The organism is Pseudoxanthomonas broegbernensis (genome assembly GCF_014202435.1).
Classification (GTDB): domain Bacteria; phylum Pseudomonadota; class Gammaproteobacteria; order Xanthomonadales; family Xanthomonadaceae; genus Pseudoxanthomonas; species Pseudoxanthomonas broegbernensis.
In genome coordinates, this window is record NZ_JACHGU010000001.1 from 56,893 (window position 1) to 75,142 (window position 18,250).

13 protein-coding genes are annotated in these 18,250 nt (G+C 73.8%); 4 read left to right on the plus strand and 9 right to left on the minus strand.

Features of this window, described 5'->3' with window-relative positions; genetic code table 11:
* Positions 1-18: 18 nt before the first annotated feature.
* Genes HNR76_RS00245 through HNR76_RS00255 form a run of 3 tightly spaced genes read right to left on the minus strand, consistent with a single transcriptional unit; the run spans position 19 to position 4,044 of the window.
* Positions 19-1,320, minus strand: coding sequence for a purine-cytosine permease family protein (locus tag HNR76_RS00245; protein ID WP_162310831.1), 1,302 nt, complete (start codon positions 1,318-1,320; stop codon positions 19-21).
* Positions 1,317-2,426: an S-methyl thiohydantoin desulfurase family protein gene (locus tag HNR76_RS00250; protein ID WP_162310830.1), complete on the minus strand. Its 1,110-nt coding sequence runs from the start codon at positions 2,424-2,426 to the stop codon at positions 1,317-1,319. Before HNR76_RS00250 ends, HNR76_RS00245 begins: the two co-directional genes overlap by 4 nt.
* Positions 2,416-4,044, minus strand: a complete 1,629-nt coding sequence (locus HNR76_RS00255) for a hydantoinase/oxoprolinase N-terminal domain-containing protein (RefSeq protein WP_162310829.1) — start codon at positions 4,042-4,044, stop codon at positions 2,416-2,418. The genes HNR76_RS00250 and HNR76_RS00255 overlap by 11 nt, the downstream gene beginning before the upstream one ends.
* A 225-nt stretch (positions 4,045-4,269) precedes the next feature.
* Between HNR76_RS00255 and HNR76_RS00260 the strand changes: the two genes are divergently transcribed.
* The 4 genes from HNR76_RS00260 to HNR76_RS00275 all read left to right on the plus strand — a co-directional run bounded on the left by HNR76_RS00260 (position 4,270) and on the right by HNR76_RS00275 (position 12,744).
* A complete protein-coding gene (locus tag HNR76_RS00260; RefSeq protein WP_183982040.1) occupies positions 4,270-6,996 on the plus strand; it encodes a helix-turn-helix transcriptional regulator in 2,727 nt (908 codons plus the stop codon).
* Between the two features lie 315 nt (positions 6,997-7,311).
* Positions 7,312-9,465, plus strand: a complete 2,154-nt coding sequence (locus tag HNR76_RS00265) for a TonB-dependent siderophore receptor (RefSeq protein ID WP_162310827.1) — start codon at positions 7,312-7,314, stop codon at positions 9,463-9,465.
* Positions 9,466-9,556: 91 nt separating this feature from the next.
* Complete coding sequence (locus HNR76_RS00270) at positions 9,557-11,320, plus strand: amidohydrolase (protein WP_162310826.1); 1,764 nt, start codon at positions 9,557-9,559, stop codon at positions 11,318-11,320.
* A gap of 98 nt (positions 11,321-11,418) precedes the next feature.
* On the plus strand, positions 11,419-12,744 hold the full coding sequence (locus tag HNR76_RS00275; RefSeq protein WP_221301305.1) for an MFS transporter: 1,326 nt from the start codon (positions 11,419-11,421) through the stop codon (positions 12,742-12,744).
* Between the two features lie 115 nt (positions 12,745-12,859).
* Here the strand turns inward: HNR76_RS00275 and HNR76_RS00280 are convergent, their stop codons facing one another.
* The 6 genes from HNR76_RS00280 to HNR76_RS00305 all read right to left on the minus strand — a co-directional run bounded on the left by HNR76_RS00280 (position 12,860) and on the right by HNR76_RS00305 (position 18,239).
* Complete coding sequence (locus HNR76_RS00280) at positions 12,860-14,227, minus strand: leucyl aminopeptidase family protein (RefSeq protein ID WP_162310824.1); 1,368 nt, start codon at positions 14,225-14,227, stop codon at positions 12,860-12,862.
* Positions 14,224-14,952, minus strand: a complete 729-nt coding sequence (locus HNR76_RS00285; RefSeq protein WP_162310823.1) for an HAD family hydrolase — start codon at positions 14,950-14,952, stop codon at positions 14,224-14,226. Before HNR76_RS00285 ends, HNR76_RS00280 begins: the two co-directional genes overlap by 4 nt.
* A 731-nt stretch (positions 14,953-15,683) precedes the next feature.
* Positions 15,684-16,811 carry an AI-2E family transporter gene (locus tag HNR76_RS00290; protein WP_162310822.1) on the minus strand — a complete coding sequence of 376 codons (1,128 nt, stop codon included), beginning with the start codon at positions 16,809-16,811 and terminating at the stop codon, positions 15,684-15,686.
* 60 nt (positions 16,812-16,871) lie between these two features.
* A complete protein-coding gene (locus HNR76_RS00295; RefSeq protein WP_162310821.1) occupies positions 16,872-17,318 on the minus strand; it encodes a protein sip-5 in 447 nt (148 codons plus the stop codon).
* Positions 17,315-17,866 carry a phage holin family protein gene (locus tag HNR76_RS00300; protein ID WP_425501780.1) on the minus strand — a complete coding sequence of 184 codons (552 nt, stop codon included), beginning with the start codon at positions 17,864-17,866 and terminating at the stop codon, positions 17,315-17,317. Before HNR76_RS00300 ends, HNR76_RS00295 begins: the two co-directional genes overlap by 4 nt.
* A gap of 13 nt (positions 17,867-17,879) precedes the next feature.
* The gene (locus tag HNR76_RS00305) at positions 17,880-18,239 is read right to left on the minus strand and encodes a hypothetical protein (protein WP_162310820.1); all 360 of its coding nucleotides are present in this window, start codon (positions 18,237-18,239) and stop codon (positions 17,880-17,882) included.
* Positions 18,240-18,250 lie beyond the last annotated feature (11 nt).

Here is an 18,250-nt window from a genome sequence, read left to right on the forward strand (position 1 = left end):
CGCCCCGGCCGCGCGGCATCAGGCGCCGGCGTCCTTCATCGTCGGTGCTGCGCCGGTCCGCCCGCGCAGGCGCAGGACCGCCAGGTAGATGGCGGCGGCGAGCAGGGTCGCATCCAGCGTCGGCACCCCGGTCAGGGTCGCGCGGCAGGCCGACGCCAGCAGCGCGATCGCCACCGAGACGGCCCAGGTGGCCAGCGCCGGCCAGCGGATCGCGGGCAGGTCGCGCAGGGTGGCCGCCGCGTCCGCGTGGCGGAACACGGTGAAGCCGTCGATCACGTAGATCGCGGCGATGGGCGGGATGATCAGCCCCAGGAACAGCAGAAACGGGATGAACGCGTCGATGATGCCCATCAACGCGAAGCAGGCGCCGATCGCGCCGCCCAGCAGGGTGAACATCCACGGCCGCACCGCGGGGAAGGTGGCCGACAGGGACAGGCTGGCCGAATAGAGGTTGGCCGCGTTGATCGTCCAGCACGACAGCACCAGCATGGCCAGCGCCGGCACGCCCAGGCCGAAGCCGACGATCAGCTTCATGATGTCGGTCTGCCCGGTGGCCAGCGCCGGCAGCGCGGCGGCCACCATCAGCAGCGGCGCGGCGACCGGGAAGGACAGGGCCATGCCGGCCAGCGCGCCGCGGGCGGTGCGGATGTAGCGCGACAGGTCGGGCATCGCGGCCACGGTCAGCATGTTGCCGCCGACCAGCGCCGACAGGGCGATGCCGAAGCCCATCGGCACCGGCGGGTCGGGGCTGGGCTGGAGCACGAAGCCGTGCTTGCGCACCGCCGCCACGCACACCCACACCAGGATCGCGCCCAGCAGCGGCACCGCGACCAGGGCCAGCCGCTCCAGGGTGCGGAAGCCGTAGATCGTGGAGACCGTCATCAGCACGCTGCCGACCGCCACGAACGCGGAGAACGGCACCTGCACGCCGTAGAGCTGCTCGGTGGCGGCCACCATCGCGATGCCGAAGAACGACACGTTGACCCCGAACCACCCGTAGTGCACCAGCGCGATCACCAGGTTGACCACCGCCGCGCCGCGGCGCCCGAACGAGCGCTGCACCAGCAGGTAGGTGGTCAGGCGGCTGCGCACGCTGACCACCGAGGTCAGGCAGCCGCCGATGCACAGCAGCGCGCCGGCCAGCAGCGCGGCCAGCACCGCCTGGCCGAAGCCCAGGGCCAGGCCGGTCTGCGCGCCGTTGAGGAAGGCCGGCGCGGCGATGGAGAAGCTGGCCACGATCAGCGCCACGCGCCAGCCCGGGACCAACTGGTGCGCGGGCACCGGCGCGTTGGCGTACTGGGCCGTGGCCGGGGCCGTCATCGGCCGGCATCCCAGCCGTTGAGGGCCTCGATCGGCACGTAGCCCTCGGCGAAGCCGAACGCGGCCGGGCCGACGAAGTCCAGCGCGCGCGCCTCGCGCAGCATCGGCGGCGCCGCGGCGCCGACCACCTTGACCCGCTGCCCGTACTTGAGCCGCTCGGTGGTGATGCTGTCGGCGGTCTCGCGGTCCATCACCGTGATCAGGTCCGGCACCATCGCGCGGACCTGGCCGTCGCGGCGCGCGACCAGGTTCTCGTTCTGGAATTCCAGCAGCATCCGTCCCCCGTCCTCGCCGAAGCCCTCGATCGCCACCCGTCCGACCGAGAAGCCGTTGCGGGTCTCGCGTTCGAGGTCGACGATCTTGCCGTCGAACAGCACGCCGGCGCGAGCATAGAGGCCCGAGCGGCGCAGCGCGTCGAACAGCGCGGCGAACGGGTCGCCGCCGCCGCCGCGCGCCCGGCGCACCGCCGCGCCGATGGCGATGGCCGCCGAGACGCTGCCGCCGATGGCGTGCTCGCGCGCCTGGCGCCCGCTGAGCGGGTACTCGGCCATGTGCGCGATCCCGCCCATCGCCACCGAGACGCCGCGGGCGATGCGCTCGTGGGCCAGGTTGTCCACGCTTTCCACCACCACCAGCGAGCCGCCGGCGTCGGTCAGCACCGAGGGGCAGGCCGACAGCCCGCGGATGTTGAAGATGGCCATTTGCGACTCGGGGAAGGCGCGCCCCATGCCGTCGGCGTCGACCATCGGCACGCCCAGTTGCGCGGCCGCCGTCAGCGGCGCCAGGCCGTTGCCGCCGCCGATCTCCACCGGCATCACCGCGTCGATCCGGCGGTCCAGGATGCGCTCCATCCGGCGCAGGCCGGCGACGGTCTCGCGCCCGCTGGGCAGCTTCTCCACCGACACCGTAGGCGCGCCGATCCAGCCGCAGGGCACCACCAGCGCGTCGTCGGCCAGGTCCTCCAGCGCGACCAGGCCGATGGCGCCGTGGCGGGCCAGCTCGGCCTCGGCCAGCAGCCGGGCGTAATAGGGGTCGCCGCCGCCGCCGGACCCGAGGAAGGCGGCGCCGCAGGCCAGGTCGGCCAGGGCCGTGCGGTCAATGCGCATGGCGCACCTGTGCGGCCGGCAGGGAGGGGGCGCCCGTGGACGCCAGGTCGCCTACCGCGCGCACCCGCACCTGCGCCGCGCGCCCGGGCAGGTAGCTGAGGAATACCTCGTCCACCTCCACCACCTGCACCGTGCGCGGGTCGCCGCCGGCGGCCACGACCCGGCTGCAGGCTTCCGCGCGCAGGCCCTCCAGCGCCTGCGCCCGCGGCAGCGTGTCGTAGGCGACGACCTGCTCCACCTGCGCGCCGACCTGGGCGATGGCCGCGCCCACCGCGTTGGCGACCGCCGCGTGCGCGGGGCGCACCACCCGGGCCACGCCCTTGAGCGCCTCCGGGACCAGGAACGCGCCGCCGCCCACGGCCAGCACGGTGGCGTCCTCGCGCGAGGTCTTCATCCGGTCGGTGCCTTCCTCCAGCATGTGCCGGAAGCGGCCCAGCACCGCCGCCAGCACCGCCGGCGACAGCGCCGGCAGCCGGGCCGGGTCGCCGAAGCGGGCCAGCCCGGCGGCGACCGCCGCGTCGCTGGCGGTCAGGGTCGCGCCGCCGAACAGGCAGGCGTCCTCGGTGAGCCTGAAGCCGACCGAATCCGGGCCCACCCGTAGCGCCGCCTCGTCCAGCCGCGCGGCGCCGTACAGCGCCGGGTCGAGGTGGATGCGGGTGCCGCCGCCCAGGCCCAGGGCCAGGATGTCGGGCATGCGCGAGTTGATCCGCACCCCACCGATGTCCACCGCGATGGACGATTCGCGCGGGAAGCCGTTGCCGAGCACGCCGATGTCGGTGGTGGTGCCGCCCACGTCCATGACGATGGCATCGCCCACGCCGGTCAGGAAGGCGGCCCCGCGCATGCTGTTGGTCGGGCCGGAGCCGATGGTGGTCACCGGGTAGGCGGCGGCCTGCGCGTGCGAGATCAGGGTGCCGTCGTTCTGGCTGATGTACAGCGGCGCGCCCACGCCGATCGAGCGCAGCGCGTCGGCGAAGGCGGCCACGGTGCGCCCGCCCAGCGACGACAGCGCGGCATTGAGGATCGCCGCGTTCTCGCGCTCGATGAAGCCCAGGCGGCCGATGGCGCAGGACAGGGTGATGGCCGCGCGCGGGTGCTCCCGGCGCACGATCGCCGCCGCGCGCTCCTCCATGGCCGCGTTCATCGGTGCGAAGGCGCTGCTGATCGCCACCGCGTCCACGCCGGCCAGGCGCAGGCGGCGGGCCGCGTCGCGCACCCGCGCCTCGTCCAGCGGGGCGATCTCGCGGCCGTCGACCTCGTAGCCGCCGGGCAGCAGGAACACCCACCGGCCGCGCTCGCAGACATGCGCGACCAGTTCCTGCGGCCAGCCGGTCATCGGCGGCAGGGCCTCGCCGGACGGGCTGGCCAGGCGGATGACCCCGGCCGCGGCCAGCGCCCGGCGCTCGACCAGGGCGTTGGTGAAGTGGGTGGTGCCGATCATGACCGACGCCACCTGCGCGGCGTCCACGCCGGCCTCATCCAGCACCGTGCCGATCGCCTCGGCGATGCCCGAGCCGACGTCGCCGGTGGTCGGGCGCTTGGTCCACGCCGCCACCTCGCCGCCGTGCATCAGCACCGCATCGGTATTGGTCCCGCCCACGTCCACGCCCAGTCGCACCGGTCCAGCCCCGCCGTCGCACAAGTCGGGAACCATCCTAGGTGGCGGCGCTCGCGGCGGACAATGCACAAAACGGGTGCAGCGCGCGCCATGGCGGGTAAGCGCGCCGCCGCGACGGGTAATGGCGCGCGCGTCGGCCGGGCGGCCCGCCGGCGCGCGCGCCGGCATTGCTATGCTCGGCCGAAGGCCATCGCCGCCGCCGGCATCGAGCGGCGGTGGCCGCGCATGGGCAAGGACATCGACGTGGACGTGCTGATCCCGACGAAAATCGCGCCCCCCGTGTGGATGGGCGACCAGGTCCGGCGCGAGCTGCTGCTGTCGCGCCTGGACGGCGCGCTCGCGCGCCGGCTGACCCTGGTCCACGCGCCGGCCGGCTACGGCAAGACCAGCCTGCTGGCGCAGTGGCGGCAGCGCCACGACGACGGCTCCATCCTCACCGCCTGGCTGACCCTGGAGCGCGACGACTCCGACCTCAAGCGCCTGGCCCGCTACGTGACCCTGGCGATGAACGGTGGCGTGCACGGGGACGACGACGCGGCGGGCGGCACCGGCCTGCCGCCGCGCGCCGCGCTGTCGGCGATCGTGCGCCAGGTGGCCTCCGAGCGGCGGCCGGTGGTGCTGGTGTTCGACGACTTCCACCGCGCCGAGAGCCCGGCCCTGGCCGAGTTCCTCGGCTCGCTGATCCGGCTGGCGCCGGAGAACTGCCATTTCATCGTCGCCTCGCGCGACTACCCGATGCTGGGCCAGTCGGTGCTGGCCGCCGAGGACCAGGTGCTGGAGCTGACCGCCGAGGACCTGCGCTTCTCCGCGTGCGAGGCGCAGGCGATGTTCGCCCGCGGGCAGGGCCCGGCGATCGACAGCGCCGACGTGCAGCGCATCCTGGAGCGCACCGAGGGCTGGCCGATCGCCCTGCAACTGGCGTTCCTCTCGCTGCGCCGCGGGCTGGACCCGGGGCGGCTGCTCGCCGGGCTCAGCGGCTCCGGCTCGGAACTGGCGCGCTACCTGTCCGAGCAGGTGCTGGTGGGCCTGCCGGCGGACATGCAGGAGGCGGTGCTGCGCACCGCACTGGTCGACCGCCTGGACGGGGACGTGGCCAGCCTGCTGTGCGCGCGCGCCGACGGCTGGCAGGTGCTGGAGCGGCTGGAGCAGCAGGGCGTGTTCCTGATCCCGCACCCGGGCGAGGGCCAGGCCTACCGCTACCACCAGTTGTTCGCCGAGTGCATGCGCGAGCGGCTGGCGCGGCAGGACCGCGCGCTGTTCGTCGCCCTGCAGGGCGACGCCGCGCGCTGGTTCGCCGGGCGCGGCCACGTGACCGAGGCGGTCAACCACGCCCTGCAGGCCGAGGACGAAGCGTTGCTGGCCGGCATCCTGGAGGATGCCGGCGCCTGGCGGCTGATCCCGCGCGGGCTGCAGAACGTGGCCGCGCGCGGCCTGGAGCGGCTGTCGGACGCGGCGGTGTCCGCGCGCCCGCGGCTGGTGCTGGCGCGGGTGTACCTGGCGATCAAGCGCGGCGAGCTGGGCGCGGCCCGCGCCGACTACGACCGGCTGGCCGCGGCGATGGAGGCCGAGCGGCCGCCGGCCGGGCAGGCCAACGAGATCCGGATCGTCGGCGACGTGCTGGCCGAGTACGAGAACGCGCCGGTCACGCTGGAGGACCTGCTCGCGCGCGAGTCGCTGCTGCGCACCCTACCGTCCAGCGACCACCTGATGCTGGGCAACGTGTGCGAGTCACTGGGCGCCAAGTACTACGAGGGCGGCTGGCTGGAGCGGGCGATGGAGCCGACCCTGGCCGCGCGCGAGCACCACCAGGCCCAGGGCTCGCTCTACAGCGACCTGTTCACCCGCTTCCTGGAGGCGCGCATCCGCCGCGCCCAGGGCCGGCTGAAGGAGGCCACGGCGATCCTGGACGAGGCGCGCGCGCAGATCGCCGGCCACTTCGGCGACCGCTCCGACCTGGCCGCCAATTGCGCCGCCTTCGAGGCCGACCTGCTGTGCGAGCAGGACCGGCTGGCCGAGGCCGCGGCGCTGCTGGAGTGGTCGCTGCCGCACATGGAGCAGTCCGACGGCTGGGTCGACGTGTACGCGGCTGCCTACCTCACCGCCGCGCGCATCGCCTGCGCCCGCGGCGCGATGGAGGAGGCGCAGGCGGTGCTGGCGCGCGCGCGCCGGCTGGCCCGGCGCCGGCGCCTGGACCAGCTCGAACTGCTGGCCTGGCTGTGCGAACTGCAGTTGCGGCTGCGCCATGACGGCGCCGGCGACGGCGCGCGCGAACTGGCCGCGCAGCTCGGCCTGGACGCGCTGGCCGACGAGATGGCGCGCGAGTCGGCGGTCTACCGCCAGGTCGCCATCGCCGCCTCGCTGTGCCGCTGCGAACTGGCGCTGCTGGAGGGCGAGGTGGACGCCGCGCTGGCGGAACTGGCCGCGTTGCGGCGCTGGGCCAGCCGCCACGGCGCCGGCCGGCTGCTGATCGAGGTCGACCTGCTGGCGGCCCACGGCCTGCTGCGCTCGGGCGAGGCCGCCGCCGCGCAGGCGCGCTTCGACGAGGCGGTGGGCATGGCCATGTTCCAGGGCATCGCGCGGCCCTTCGTCGATGCCTGGCACCGGATAGAACCGCTGGTCCGCGACGCGCTGCACGGCGGCCCGCAGGGCGACCGGTTCCGCGAGCAGTTCCTGAAGGGGCTGGCGCGCTCGGTGCCGGCGCGGCCGCCGGCCGCCGGCGCGGCCGGGCTGCTGAGCGAGGCCGAGCTGGCGGTGCTCGAACCGCTGTGCCGCGGGCGCTCCAACAAGGAGATCGCACGGCTGATCGGGATGTCGCCGGACACGGTGAAGTACCGGCTCAAGTCGCTGTTCCGCAAGATCGGGGTGAGCAAGCGCCGCGACGCGGTGCGCGTCCTGCGCGAGCGCGGCCTGGTCGCGGGCGAGGACGCGCCGGCGCCCGCGGGCGACGCCTGAGCGCGGCGTCCGGCCGCACCCGCCGCACACCCCGCGTCCCACCTTCCGCCTACGCCCCCCGCGCGTGGCGCCGCCCCCAGCGGTGCCCGCCGCGTTACCCGTATTGCGCCGCCCTTTTACCCGAAAAGCCGCCGTGCGCCGGTTGCGGCTGTAGTTCAATCGGCCCAGGGAAATCGTCTTTTCTGGAGCGCGCACGGCGGCATCGGCGACCACGGATATCCGGCACACACCTGTAAACCTGGAGGGGGCTACGGCATGAAGATCGGGGACACATCGAAGGCGGGCGCGACACGTTGTACCGGAGGCGCATCGGCCATGCGCCGGGTGGCCAAACTTTCGGCATGCTGCGCGCTGGCACTGTCGCCGGCGGCCTTCGGCCAGGAGGCGGCCCCGCCCGCCGACGCGCGGCAGAGCCCGACCGAACTGGACACCATCGTCGTGACCGTGGACCGCGCGCTCACCGGCACCAAGACCGACACCAAGCTGATCGAGACGCCGCAGTCCATCAGCGTGGTGGCCGCCGAGCAGATCGCCGAGCGCACCGCGCTCAACTTCCAGGACGTGTTCCGCTACAGCGCCGGCGTGGCCACCGAGAGCCAGGGCCTGGACGTGCGCGGCGACTTCTTCTCCGCGCGCGGCTTCGCCACGGTGCAATACCTGGACGGGCTCAACCGCATGCCCGACTTCGTCTACGGCGCGCGCCTGGAGCCGTTCACCCTGGAGCGCGCCGAAGTGCTGCGCGGCCCGTCCTCGGTGCTGTACGGCGCCGGCGGCGCCGGCGGCCTGTTCAACGCGGCCAGCAAGCGCCCGCAGCAGGCGTTCGCCGGCGAGGTCGGCGTGGTCGTGGGCAACTACGGGCTGCGCCAGGTGCAGGTGGACGTCACCGGCGGGCTGACCGATTCGCTGGCCGGGCGCGTGGTCGCCCTGGGCCGCGACGGCGAACTGCAGTGGGACACCCAGGCCAACGACCGCACCCTGGTCAACCCGTCGCTGTCGTGGACCGGGCAGGACACCACGGTCACCCTGATCGGCCTGTACCAGAAGGACCGCATCGGCGTGATGAGCTACGCCCTGCTGCCCGAGCAGATGGACGCCAAGGGGCTGGACTACAGCAGCTTCTGGGGCGACACCGACTTCAACCGCATGAACACCGACTACACGTCGGCGACCCTGCTGGTGGACCACGCCTTCAGCGACCGCGTCCGCTTCGGCAGCCGCACCCGCTACTTCGACCAGCGCGTGGACTACCGCGAGCTGTACATCGACGTGGGCGACAGTTGGGAGTCGGTGTTCCTGGACCCGGCGCAGACCCTGCTCTCGCGCGAGTTCTACGTGCACGACGGCAGCTACAAGGGCTACAGCACCGACAACAGCGTGGCCTTCGACTTCGATACCGGCCCGCTCCGGCACAAGGTGCTGGTGGGCCTGGACTACACCGATTTCCGGCGCTCCACCCGCGAGGGCTATTCCTGCGACTGGGCCGAGGGCTATTGCTGGGGCGAGGCCGGCAGCATGCCGGGCAGCGGCAGCCCGCCGCCGCTGGACCTGAAGGACCCGAACCACCGGGTCGACTTCTCCTACGGCTACCTGCCGTGGCCGGAGACCAACGTCCGCGCCGACAGCACCAGCCTGGGCTACTACCTGCAGGACCAGGTGCGCATCGCCGACCGCGTCTCCGCGCTGCTGGGCGTGCGCCGCGACAAGGTGGACACCACCGTCAACGGCTTCAAGGTGCTGGACGGGCAGACCTCCACCACCTACCGCGTCGGCGTGATCGGCGAGGTCGGCGCGGGCTTCTCGCCCTACGTCAGCTATGCCGAGTCGTTCCTGCCGATCGTGGACGTGGACGTGTACGGCGACCCGTACAAGCCGCGCGAGGGCCGCCAGTACGAGGCCGGGGTGAAGTGGCAGCCCAACAGCTCGACCCTGGTCACCCTGTCGGCCTTCGACATCGAAGAAACCAACCACATGGTCCAGGACCCGGACAACCTGCAGAACTTCATCCAGGTCGGGTCGGTCGGCTCCAAGGGCTACGAGCTGGAGGCGGCGGTGCAGTTCAAGGGACTGGAGATCAACGCGGCCTGGAGCTACACCGACGCGCGCGTGCAGGAGGCCAGCGACGGCACCACCGGCCTGCGCGTGGGCGCGGTGCCGCAGCACCTGGCCTCGCTGTGGCTGAGCCGCTCGTTCTGGCTGGGCGACGACCTGCGCCTGCGGATCGGCGCCGGCGCGCGCTACACCGGCGACAAGTACGACACCTACATGCTCTACGAGACCGCGCCGGTGACCCTGTTCGACGCCGTGGCGAGCCTGGAGTACGGGGACTGGAGCCTGGCCCTGAATGGCTCCAACATCACCGGCAAGGACTACATGGCCCATTGCACCCTGTACCAGCCGCAGCTCAACCAGGGCGGCTGCTATGCCGGCGCTCCGCGGATCGTCACCGCGACCGTGCGCTACCGCTTCTGACGATGCGCGCGGCGGGGCGGCAGGCCGCGCCGATTCCTCCCCGACCTCGTTTCCCGAGCCTGTTCCCCCGGGCTTGTTCCCAGGAGCCGGAATGCCCGCCAATTTCCCCACCCCCGTCCGCGCGTGCGTCCGCCCGATCCTGTGCGCGCTGGCGCTGGCCGCCACGCCGGCCTGCCTGGCGTCGCCGCCGCCCGCCGCCGACCTGCTGCTGGGCAACGCCCGGGTCTACACCGTGGACCCGGCACGGCCATGGGCGCAGGCGGTGGCCGTGCGCGACGGCCGCATCGTCGCGGTGGGCAGCGACGCCGAGCTGGCGCGCTGGAAAGGCGCCGCCACGCGCGTGGTCGACCTCGGCGGGCGCCTGCTGCTGCCGGCCTTCGGCGACGCCCACGTGCATCCGGTGTTCGGCGGGCTGAGCCATTCGCGCTGCTCGCTGCACGAGGGCGAGAGCGTGCAGGACTACGTGCGGCTCATCGCCGCCTGCGTCGCCGCCGCGCCGGGCACCGGCACGGTCTACGGCGTGGGCTGGCGCGACGGCCTGTTCCCGCCGGACGGGGTGCCGCGCAAGGAGGTGCTGGACGCGATCTCGGACCAGCGCGCGCTGATCTTCGCCTCCACCGGCGGGCACAGCCTGTGGCTGAACTCGCGCGCGCTGCAGGTCGCCGGCATCGACCGCCGCACGCCGGACCCGGCCAATGGGCATATCGACCGCGACCCGGCCAGCGGCGAGCCGCTCGGCGGCCTGCAGGAGGCCGCGATGGAACTGGTGCAGGCGCAGATCCCGCCGCCCAGCGAGCGCGAGGTGGAGGATTCCATCGCCTGGGCGGCGCGGCACTTCAACCGCCTGGGCATCACCCACTGGCACGATGCCGGCATCGAGGTGAAGGCCGACGGCAGCAGCCCCACGCTGGAGGCCTACCGCGCCGTGCGCGACCGCGGCGAGCTGAGCGTGCGGGTGTCGATCGCCCTGGGCGGGTACGGCATGCAGTGGCAGGACGCGCGCGCGCTGGAGCAGTTGCCGGCGCTGTTCCGCGCCTCGGCGCATGCCCGCGAGCTGGGCCTGGCGGCCGATGCCGTCAAGCTGTATCTGGATGGCGTCATCGTCCAGCGCACCGCGGCGATGCTGGAGCCCTACGAGGGCGGCGGCGAGCGCGGCCAGACCCAGATCCCGGAGGCGGTGCTGCGCCAGGCGGTGGAGCGGATCGATGCGCACGGCATGCAGGTCCACGTCCACGCCATCGGCGACCGCGCGGTGCGCCAGGCGCTGGACGCCTTTGCCGCGGCGGCCGCGCGCAACGGCGTCGGCGACCGTCGGCACATGATCTCGCACCTCAACGTGATCGACCCGGCCGACCAGCCGCGCTTCGGCGAGCTGGGGGTGGCGGCGGTGTTCCAGCCGCTGTGGGCCTGCGAGGAGCCGTACATGCGGTTGACGATCCAGCGCATCGGCCCGCGCCGCAAGGCGCACGTCTACCCGGCCAACAGCGTGCTCCAGGCCGGCGGCCGGCTGGCCTACGGCTCGGACTGGCCGGTGGCCTCGGCCGATCCGCTGGAAGGGATCGAGGTGGCGCTGACCCGCGTCGCCCCCGGCGTGGACGGCACCGCGCCGCTGCTGCCCGAGCAGCGGGTGGGCCTGGCCGAGGCGATCAAGGCCTACACCCTGGACGTGGCCTACGTGAACCGGATCGACGGCATCGCCGGCTCGGTGGAGGTGGGCAAGAGCGCCGACCTGGTGGTGCTGGACCGCGACCTGTTCGCGATCCCGGTGCGGGAGATTTCCAAGGCGAAGGTGCTGCTGACCCTGTTCCAGGGCCGGCCCGTGCATGGCGCGCTGGATGCGCTGGAGCGCGAGTGAGGCGCCGTGCGCGTGCGCGCCGCCGGGCCGGCGCCGTCGCGGCGGCCGCGAGGCCGGCCGGCACCGGTCGTTCGTCGTAGTTGCCGGGAGGGATGGGCATGGATCCGAGAGAGGCGATAGACCGCCGGCCGATGAGCCGCCTGCAGATCGCGGTGGTGGCGCTGTGCATCGCGCTCAACGCGGTCGACGGCTTCGACGTGCTGGCCATCAGCTTCGCCGCGCCGGGCATCGCGGCCGAATGGAGCATCGATCGCGCCACCCTGGGCGCGGTCCTGTCGATGGAGCTGCTGGGCATGGCCGCCGGCTCGGTGCTGATCGGCAACCTCGCCGACCGGATCGGCCGGCGCCCGGTGATCCTGGGCTGCCTGGCGGTGATGGCCGTGGGCATGTTCCTGGCCGCCTGGGCCGACGGCGTGGCGACCCTGTCGGCGACCCGGCTGGTCACCGGCCTGGGCATCGGCGGCATGCTCTCGTCCACCAGCGCGATGGTCGCCGAGTTCTCCAACGCCCGGCGCCGCAGCCTCAACGTGGTCCTGAACATCGCCGGCTACTCGGCCGGCGCCATCGTCGGCGGCGTGATCGCCGCGGCGCTGCTGGAACGCACGGGGCAGTGGCGCTCGGTGTTCCTGGTCGGCGCGGCCGCCACCACCGCGCTGCTGCCGCTGGCGCTGCTGTTCCTGCCCGAGTCCATCGACTCGCAGATCGCACGGCGTCCGGACGGGGCGCTGGACAAGGTCAACCGCACCTTGCGCCGGCTGCGCCTGCCGCCCGCGCAGCGGCTGCCGGCACCGCCGGCGCGGGCCGAGCGGCCGTCGATCCTGGCGCTGTTCTCATCCGGGCACGCCGCCCCGACCGTGCTGCTGACCGTGGCCTACTTCGCCCAGATCATGGCGTTCTACTTCATCCAGAAGTGGACCCCGAAGGTGATCGTGGACATGGGTTTCGAGGCGGCCAGCGCCGGCCGCGTGCTGGTCTGCGCCAACATCGGCTGCCTGCTCGGCGCGCTGGCGGTGGGGCTGGCCTCGCAGCGCTTCCGCCTGCAGCCGCTGGTGGTGGGGTCGATGCTGCTCTCGTTCGCGGCGATCGCCGGCTACGGGCTGGTGCCGCGCGAACTGGGCTGGCTGGCGGCGGTGGCCGCGCTGGCCGGTTTCTTCACCAATGCCGGGGTGGTGGGCATGTACCCGGTGCTGGTGCGGGTGTTCCCGGCGCCGCTGCGCGCCAGCGGCACCGGCTTCGTGATCGGCGTCGGCCGCGGCGGCTCGGCGGTCGGGCCGATGCTGGCCGGCGCGCTGTTCGCCGGCGGCAGCGCGCTGGTGGTGGTGTCCACCACCATGGGCGCGGGCGCCTTGGTGGCGGCCTCGATGTTGCTGGCCTTGCAGCGGCAGCGCGGGCGCAGGATCGGTCCGGCGGCCGGGTCGACGTAGGGCCGGTCGCGGCGCCCGGGCATGCCGCGGGCACGCGGGCCACCTGGGTGTCCATGCTTGGCCGTTGCCGGTTGAGCGGGGACGTGCGGCGTGCCGCGCATCCCTGCGGGCGGGTTCAAGCGCCCGCGCGTGCCTTCAGCATCGCGTAGGCCGCGCGCAGGCCCAGCGCCTCGCCGCCGGGCGGGCGGCCGGGACGGGCGCTGTCGTTCCAGGCATAGGTGTCCAGGTGCGCCCAGGGCAGGCCTTCGGGCACGAACCGCTCCAGGTACAGCGCGGCGGTCACCGCGCCGGCCATGCGCGAGCCGGCATTGGCCAGGTCGGCCACGTCCGAGGTGAGGTAGCGCAGGTACGGGCGCCACAGCGGCATGCGCCACAGCGGGTCGCGGGTGGCGCGGCCGGCGGCCAGCCAGCTCTCGGCCAGGGCGTCGTCGTTGGCGAACAGCGCCGGCAGGTCCGGTCCCAGCGCCACGCGCGCAGCGCCGGTGAGGGTGGCGAAGTCCAGCACCAGGTCCGGCTTCTGCTCGGATGCGTAGGCCAGCGCGTCGCACAGGATCACCCGGCCTTCGGCGTCGGTGTTGTCGATCTCCACGCTCACGCCCTTGCGCGTGGCGACGATCTCGCCGGGGCGGAACGCATCGGGGCCGACCGCGTTCTCCACCGCCGGCACCAGCAGGGTGAGGCGCAGCGGCAGCCCGCGCGCCATCACCAGCCCGGCCAGGGCCAGCGCGTGCGCGGCGCCGCCCATGTCCTTCTTCATGTTGCGCATGCCGTCGGCCGGCTTGAGGTCCAGGCCGCCGGTGTCGAAGCACACGCCCTTGCCAACGATGGCCACGTGCGGGTGCGAGGCCTCGCCCCAGCGCAGCGCGATCAGCCGCGGCGCGCGGTGCGAGGCACGGCCCACCGCGTGGATGGCGGGGAAGCCGTGTTCCAGCAGCGTCTCGCCGGCGAACACCTGCACCTGCGCGCCGTGCGCGGCGGCCAGCTCGCCGGCGATGGCCTCCAGGTGCTCCGGGCCCATGTCCTGGGTAGGCGTGTTGACCCAGTCGCGCACGCGCATGCATGCATCCAGCACGTCCAGCGCCTCGGCGTCCAGCTCGGCCAGGCGCAGCCGCGCCGGCGTGCGCGGCGCCGCCTTGTAGCGCTCGAAGCGGTAGCTGCCCAGGCCCCAGCCCAGTTGCAGCGCGGCGCGCTCGGCCGGCGCCGGTTCGGCGGCGGGCACCCAGGCGCCGGACGGCAGCGCGGCGGGGCCGTGGGCATAGGCGTAGGGGTCCAGGCGGTCGCCGATGCCCAGCACCGCGCCGGCCACGCCGGCTTCGCCGGGCAGCAGCGCCGCGGTGCCCGGCGCGGCCTCGAAGCCCTGTGTCTGCAGCCAGGCGGCGGTGGCCGCCGGCAGGGCCGCAAGCCAGGCGGGGTAGCCGGCGCGATCCAGCAGGTGCAAGGGCAGGGCGGGGCCTTCGGTGCGGACGTAGGCGGGATGGCTCATGCGCGGGTCGGGTCGCTCGGAGGGGTGGGCGGAAGGTGCGCGTCCAGCCAGTCGGCCAGGGCGGCGAGGGTGTCGAACTGCAGGTCCGGGCGCAGGTCCTCGCGCTCCCAGCGCGCGCCGGTGCGGTTGATCCAGCAACTGCGCAGCCCGGCGCGGGCGGCGCCGGCCACGTCCATCTCCGCGTGGTCGCCCACGTGCAGCACCTCGCCGTGGCCGCAGCCCAGGCGCGCGCAGGCGGCGTGGAAGATGCCGGCCTCCGGCTTGGCCGCGCCGTGCTCGCGCGCGCCCAGTTGGAACGCGAAGTGGTGCATCAGGCCGATGCGTTCCAGGTCGGCGTTGCCGTTGCTCAGCGCGGCCACCGGGACGCGCGCGGCGATGCGGGCCAGGGCGTCCAGCGCGTCGGGGTAGCACTGGACCTGGTTGCGCGCGGCGTAGAAGACCTCGTAGGCCGGTTCCAGGAGGTCCAGCGGGGCGCCGCTTCCTTCCAGCGCCTCGTGCAGGGTCAGCCGGCGCAGCGCCGACATGTCGTGGCGCAGGTGGAGGTTGTCGCGGAAGGCGCGCTCGCGCAGTTCGCGCATGGCCGCCACCGGGTACATCGCGGCGGTGGCCGGGCTGTGTTCGAGCAGCCATTCGTGCAGCACCTGGTCCACCCGCGCGCCGATCGGCGCGAACGGCCACAGGGTGTCGTCGAGGTCGAGGGTGATGGCGCGGACGGTGAAGCTCACCGCGGCATTGTAGGCTTCCGCCTGCGGGCGTGCTCGTGGCGGGGGTTGGGCGGCGGAGGCTCTTGCGGCAAGGGCAACCGCAACCGCAAGAGCATGGGGCTTGGCCGGCTCCGGATGGAGCCGCGCCAGGCCCGGGATATCGCTCTCCCCTCGGGCGGGCATCCTGCCCGCACTCGGCGCCGCGGGACATCCATGTCCCGCTTGCCGCGATACCCCGGACCTGGCGCGCCTCGCGCGCGGCGGGTTCGAGGTTTCTTTGGGCGTCCTTCGCAGAGCGGGATTCCTCGCCGTAGGAGCCGGCGGCCGGCAACCGTCACGACCGACGGACCGCGGTCGTTGATCCATGCAGTTGTCGGAAGCCGGCTGCGAACGGCAACGGCAACGACCATGCGATACGCCCGCCTCCCCCGTCTTCGCGTCCGAAGGCGGTCTTGGCCGCATCGCCCGCCCTCTTCGTTCGCCATCGACACGGAATCGTCGCGTGCTTTGGCTTTTTCGCCAGGGCGGAAGAGGCGGGCCCGACGTTCGCGGAGGACGTCGTCCCATGGGGGGCATGGCGCAAGTGGCACATGGATGCGCCACGGCCCCGAGTGCGGACACGGAGGTCCGCCCGAGGGGTAAGCCGTGCCCCCATGGGACGGCGGCCCCTTCCGAAGCCGGCGCTTCTGCTTCGCTCCCGCCCGCCCGCTTGGCGCTGGCCTCCGCCCCGCTTCCAAGGACGAACGGCAGGATCACTCCAGCAGCCGGGCCCACCCATGCATGCCGTCCACCTGGGCCAGCACCAGCTTCACGCATACCAGCAGCGGCACCGCCAGCAGCAGGCCGATCATTCCCCACAGCGAGCCGAACAGCATCAGCGCCAGGATCAGCACCAGCGGCGACAGCGCCATCCGCCGCCCCAGCACGATCGGGGTGACCACCTGGCCCTCGAGCAGGTGCAGCAGCAGGTACAGCGCCGCCGGCAGCAGCGAGCGCCAGGTCTCGTCGAAGGCGATGAAGCCCACCAGCAGCATCAGGCAGGCGCCGATCAGCGGGCCCACGTAGGGCGCGTAGTTGAGCAGCATCACCACCGTGCCCCACAGCAGCGCCTCCTGCGGCGGGAAGCCCAGCAGGTACAGGATGCCGGCGAAGGCCAGCCCCACCACCGCGTTGATCAGGCTGATGGTCAGCACGTAGCGCGACACCTCGCGCTCGATCGCGTGCAGGATCTCCACCGTGAACTTCTTCTGCTGGCGCCCGGGCAGCAGCGCGATCGCGTTGCGCTGCAGGTTCTCGCCGTAGACCATGAAGAAGAACGTCAGCAGCGCCACCGCCAGCACCGAGGCGGCCAGGCGCGGGGTGCGGGCCAGCGCCGCGTACGGGTCGTCGACCCGGGTGCGCACCACCTGGACCTTGCGGCTGGCCTCGCCGGTGGCCGCGCGCGCCATGTCCTCGGCGATGCGGTTGGCCTCGTGCATCGGCCTGGTCACGTCCTGGAGCTGGCGGCCCAGCTTGCGCGCCTCGCGGGGGGCCTGCTCGGCCCAGTCGGTGGCCGGGCCGACCAGTTGCATGCCCAGCGCGCCGGTGCCGGTCAGGCCGGCCAGCAGCACCAGCAGCGCGGCCAGGAAGCGCGGGACGTAGAGCCGGCGCAGCAGCCGGATCACCGGGTTGCCGATCAGGGCGAAGAACATCGCCAGCAGGATCGGCAGGATCACTTCCTGCGCGGCCCACAGCGTATAGCCCACGGCCAGGGTGGCCAGCACCAGCAGCGCGGCCGAGGCGCGCGGCCGCAGCGGGTGCGCATCGGCGGCCACGGGGGCGGGCCCCGGCGCCGCCGGCGCGGGGACGGGGACCGGATCGGCGTCAGGGATGGAAGGCATGCGGCCTCGCGATGGCTGGCGCACCCGGGAGGCGGCCGGCGTCGGCGTGGAGGAAGCGGATCAGCGTTCGGAAATTTCGGTGGCCGCCTCGGCCGGGGCCGGCGGGCGCAGGTGGCCGGATGGATCGGAAGCCGGCGCACGCGTGTCCGCCGTGGCCGCGCCTGCGTCGTCGCTCGCCGGTGCAGGCGCCGGACCGGCCTGCGGTGAAGCCGTGTCCGCGGCGGCGGCATCGGCTTGCTGCGCGGCATCGGCGGCCTGCAGCGACGCCAGCAGGCTGGAAACGGTACCGAGCATCTGCAGCCAGCGTATGCCGCCCACCTTGGACAGCGGTTCGGCGCGGCCGACGAGAAAGCCGGACAGCAGCCCGGCGATCAGGATCCTTCCCGGCGACCAGGCGCGGCGCCAGGCCTGCCCAAGGGCGAGGCGCTGGGTTTGCGCCTGGTCGATGCGGCCGGCCACGCGCTGCTCGGCGCGCTCCACCCGCTGCCGCAGCAGTTCGAACCTCATGCGCGCGGCTCCTCCATCGGTGCCGGGACGGAGGGGCCCTCGGCGGTGCCGCCACGGCCGGCGCGCGTGCCGCGGGCCTCGCCTGGCGCGTCGTCGTCCTCGTCGTCGTGTTCGTCGAACAGGCCCATGCGGCTGAGCTGGCGGCGGGTGGCGTGCAGGCCCATGTAGTCGAAGAAGCGCGCGGTGCGCCATATCGCCAGGCAGGCGACCGCCAGGTTGAACAGCGCGGCGATGCTCAGCGAGGCCAGCCACGACAGGCCCAGCCACTGCATCAGGGCCACGCCCGCGGCGGTGGCCAGCAGCCAGCCCGAGGCGCCGAACACCACCGCCACCCCGGCCCAGGCCAGGCCGCGCCCCAATGCGCTGCGGGCCAGGGCCAGGTCGGCCGAGACCAGGGCGCGCAGGGCGCGCGCAGCGCCGAACGAGGCGTCCAGGGCGGCGCGTCCGGCCTGCCCGACTTCGTGGATGCTCTGGTCCAGCGGCGGCGGGGAAGCGTCCGCGCCGTCGCCGGAGGCGGGTGTCCCTGGGCCGCGCTCCCCTTCGTTCACGACGTCGCGCCGGTCAGCGGTCGCGGCGGCTCAGCGCGGCCACCAGCCAGCCGGCGGCGAAGGCCACGCCGAAGGAGGCCAGCGGGCGTTCGCGGATCAGCTCGGCGGCGCTGTCGACCAGGTCGCGGCCCTTGTCCATCAGCGCGTCCATCTGCTCGCGCGCGGCGTCCCCGCCCAGCTCGGCGGCGGCCAGCCCGGCCAGGGCGCTGTCGGCCAGCTCGGCCTTGACGTTGGCCTTGCCCAGGCGCAGTTCGTCGCCGGCCGCGCCGGCGGCGCCGCGGATGGCCTCGCCGGCCGCGCCGGCGGCCGACTTCAGGTGCGAGCCGGCTTCGCTCAGGTTGTCCTTCAGGTTCTCGGTGGAAGTGGGGCTCATGGGAGGTCTCC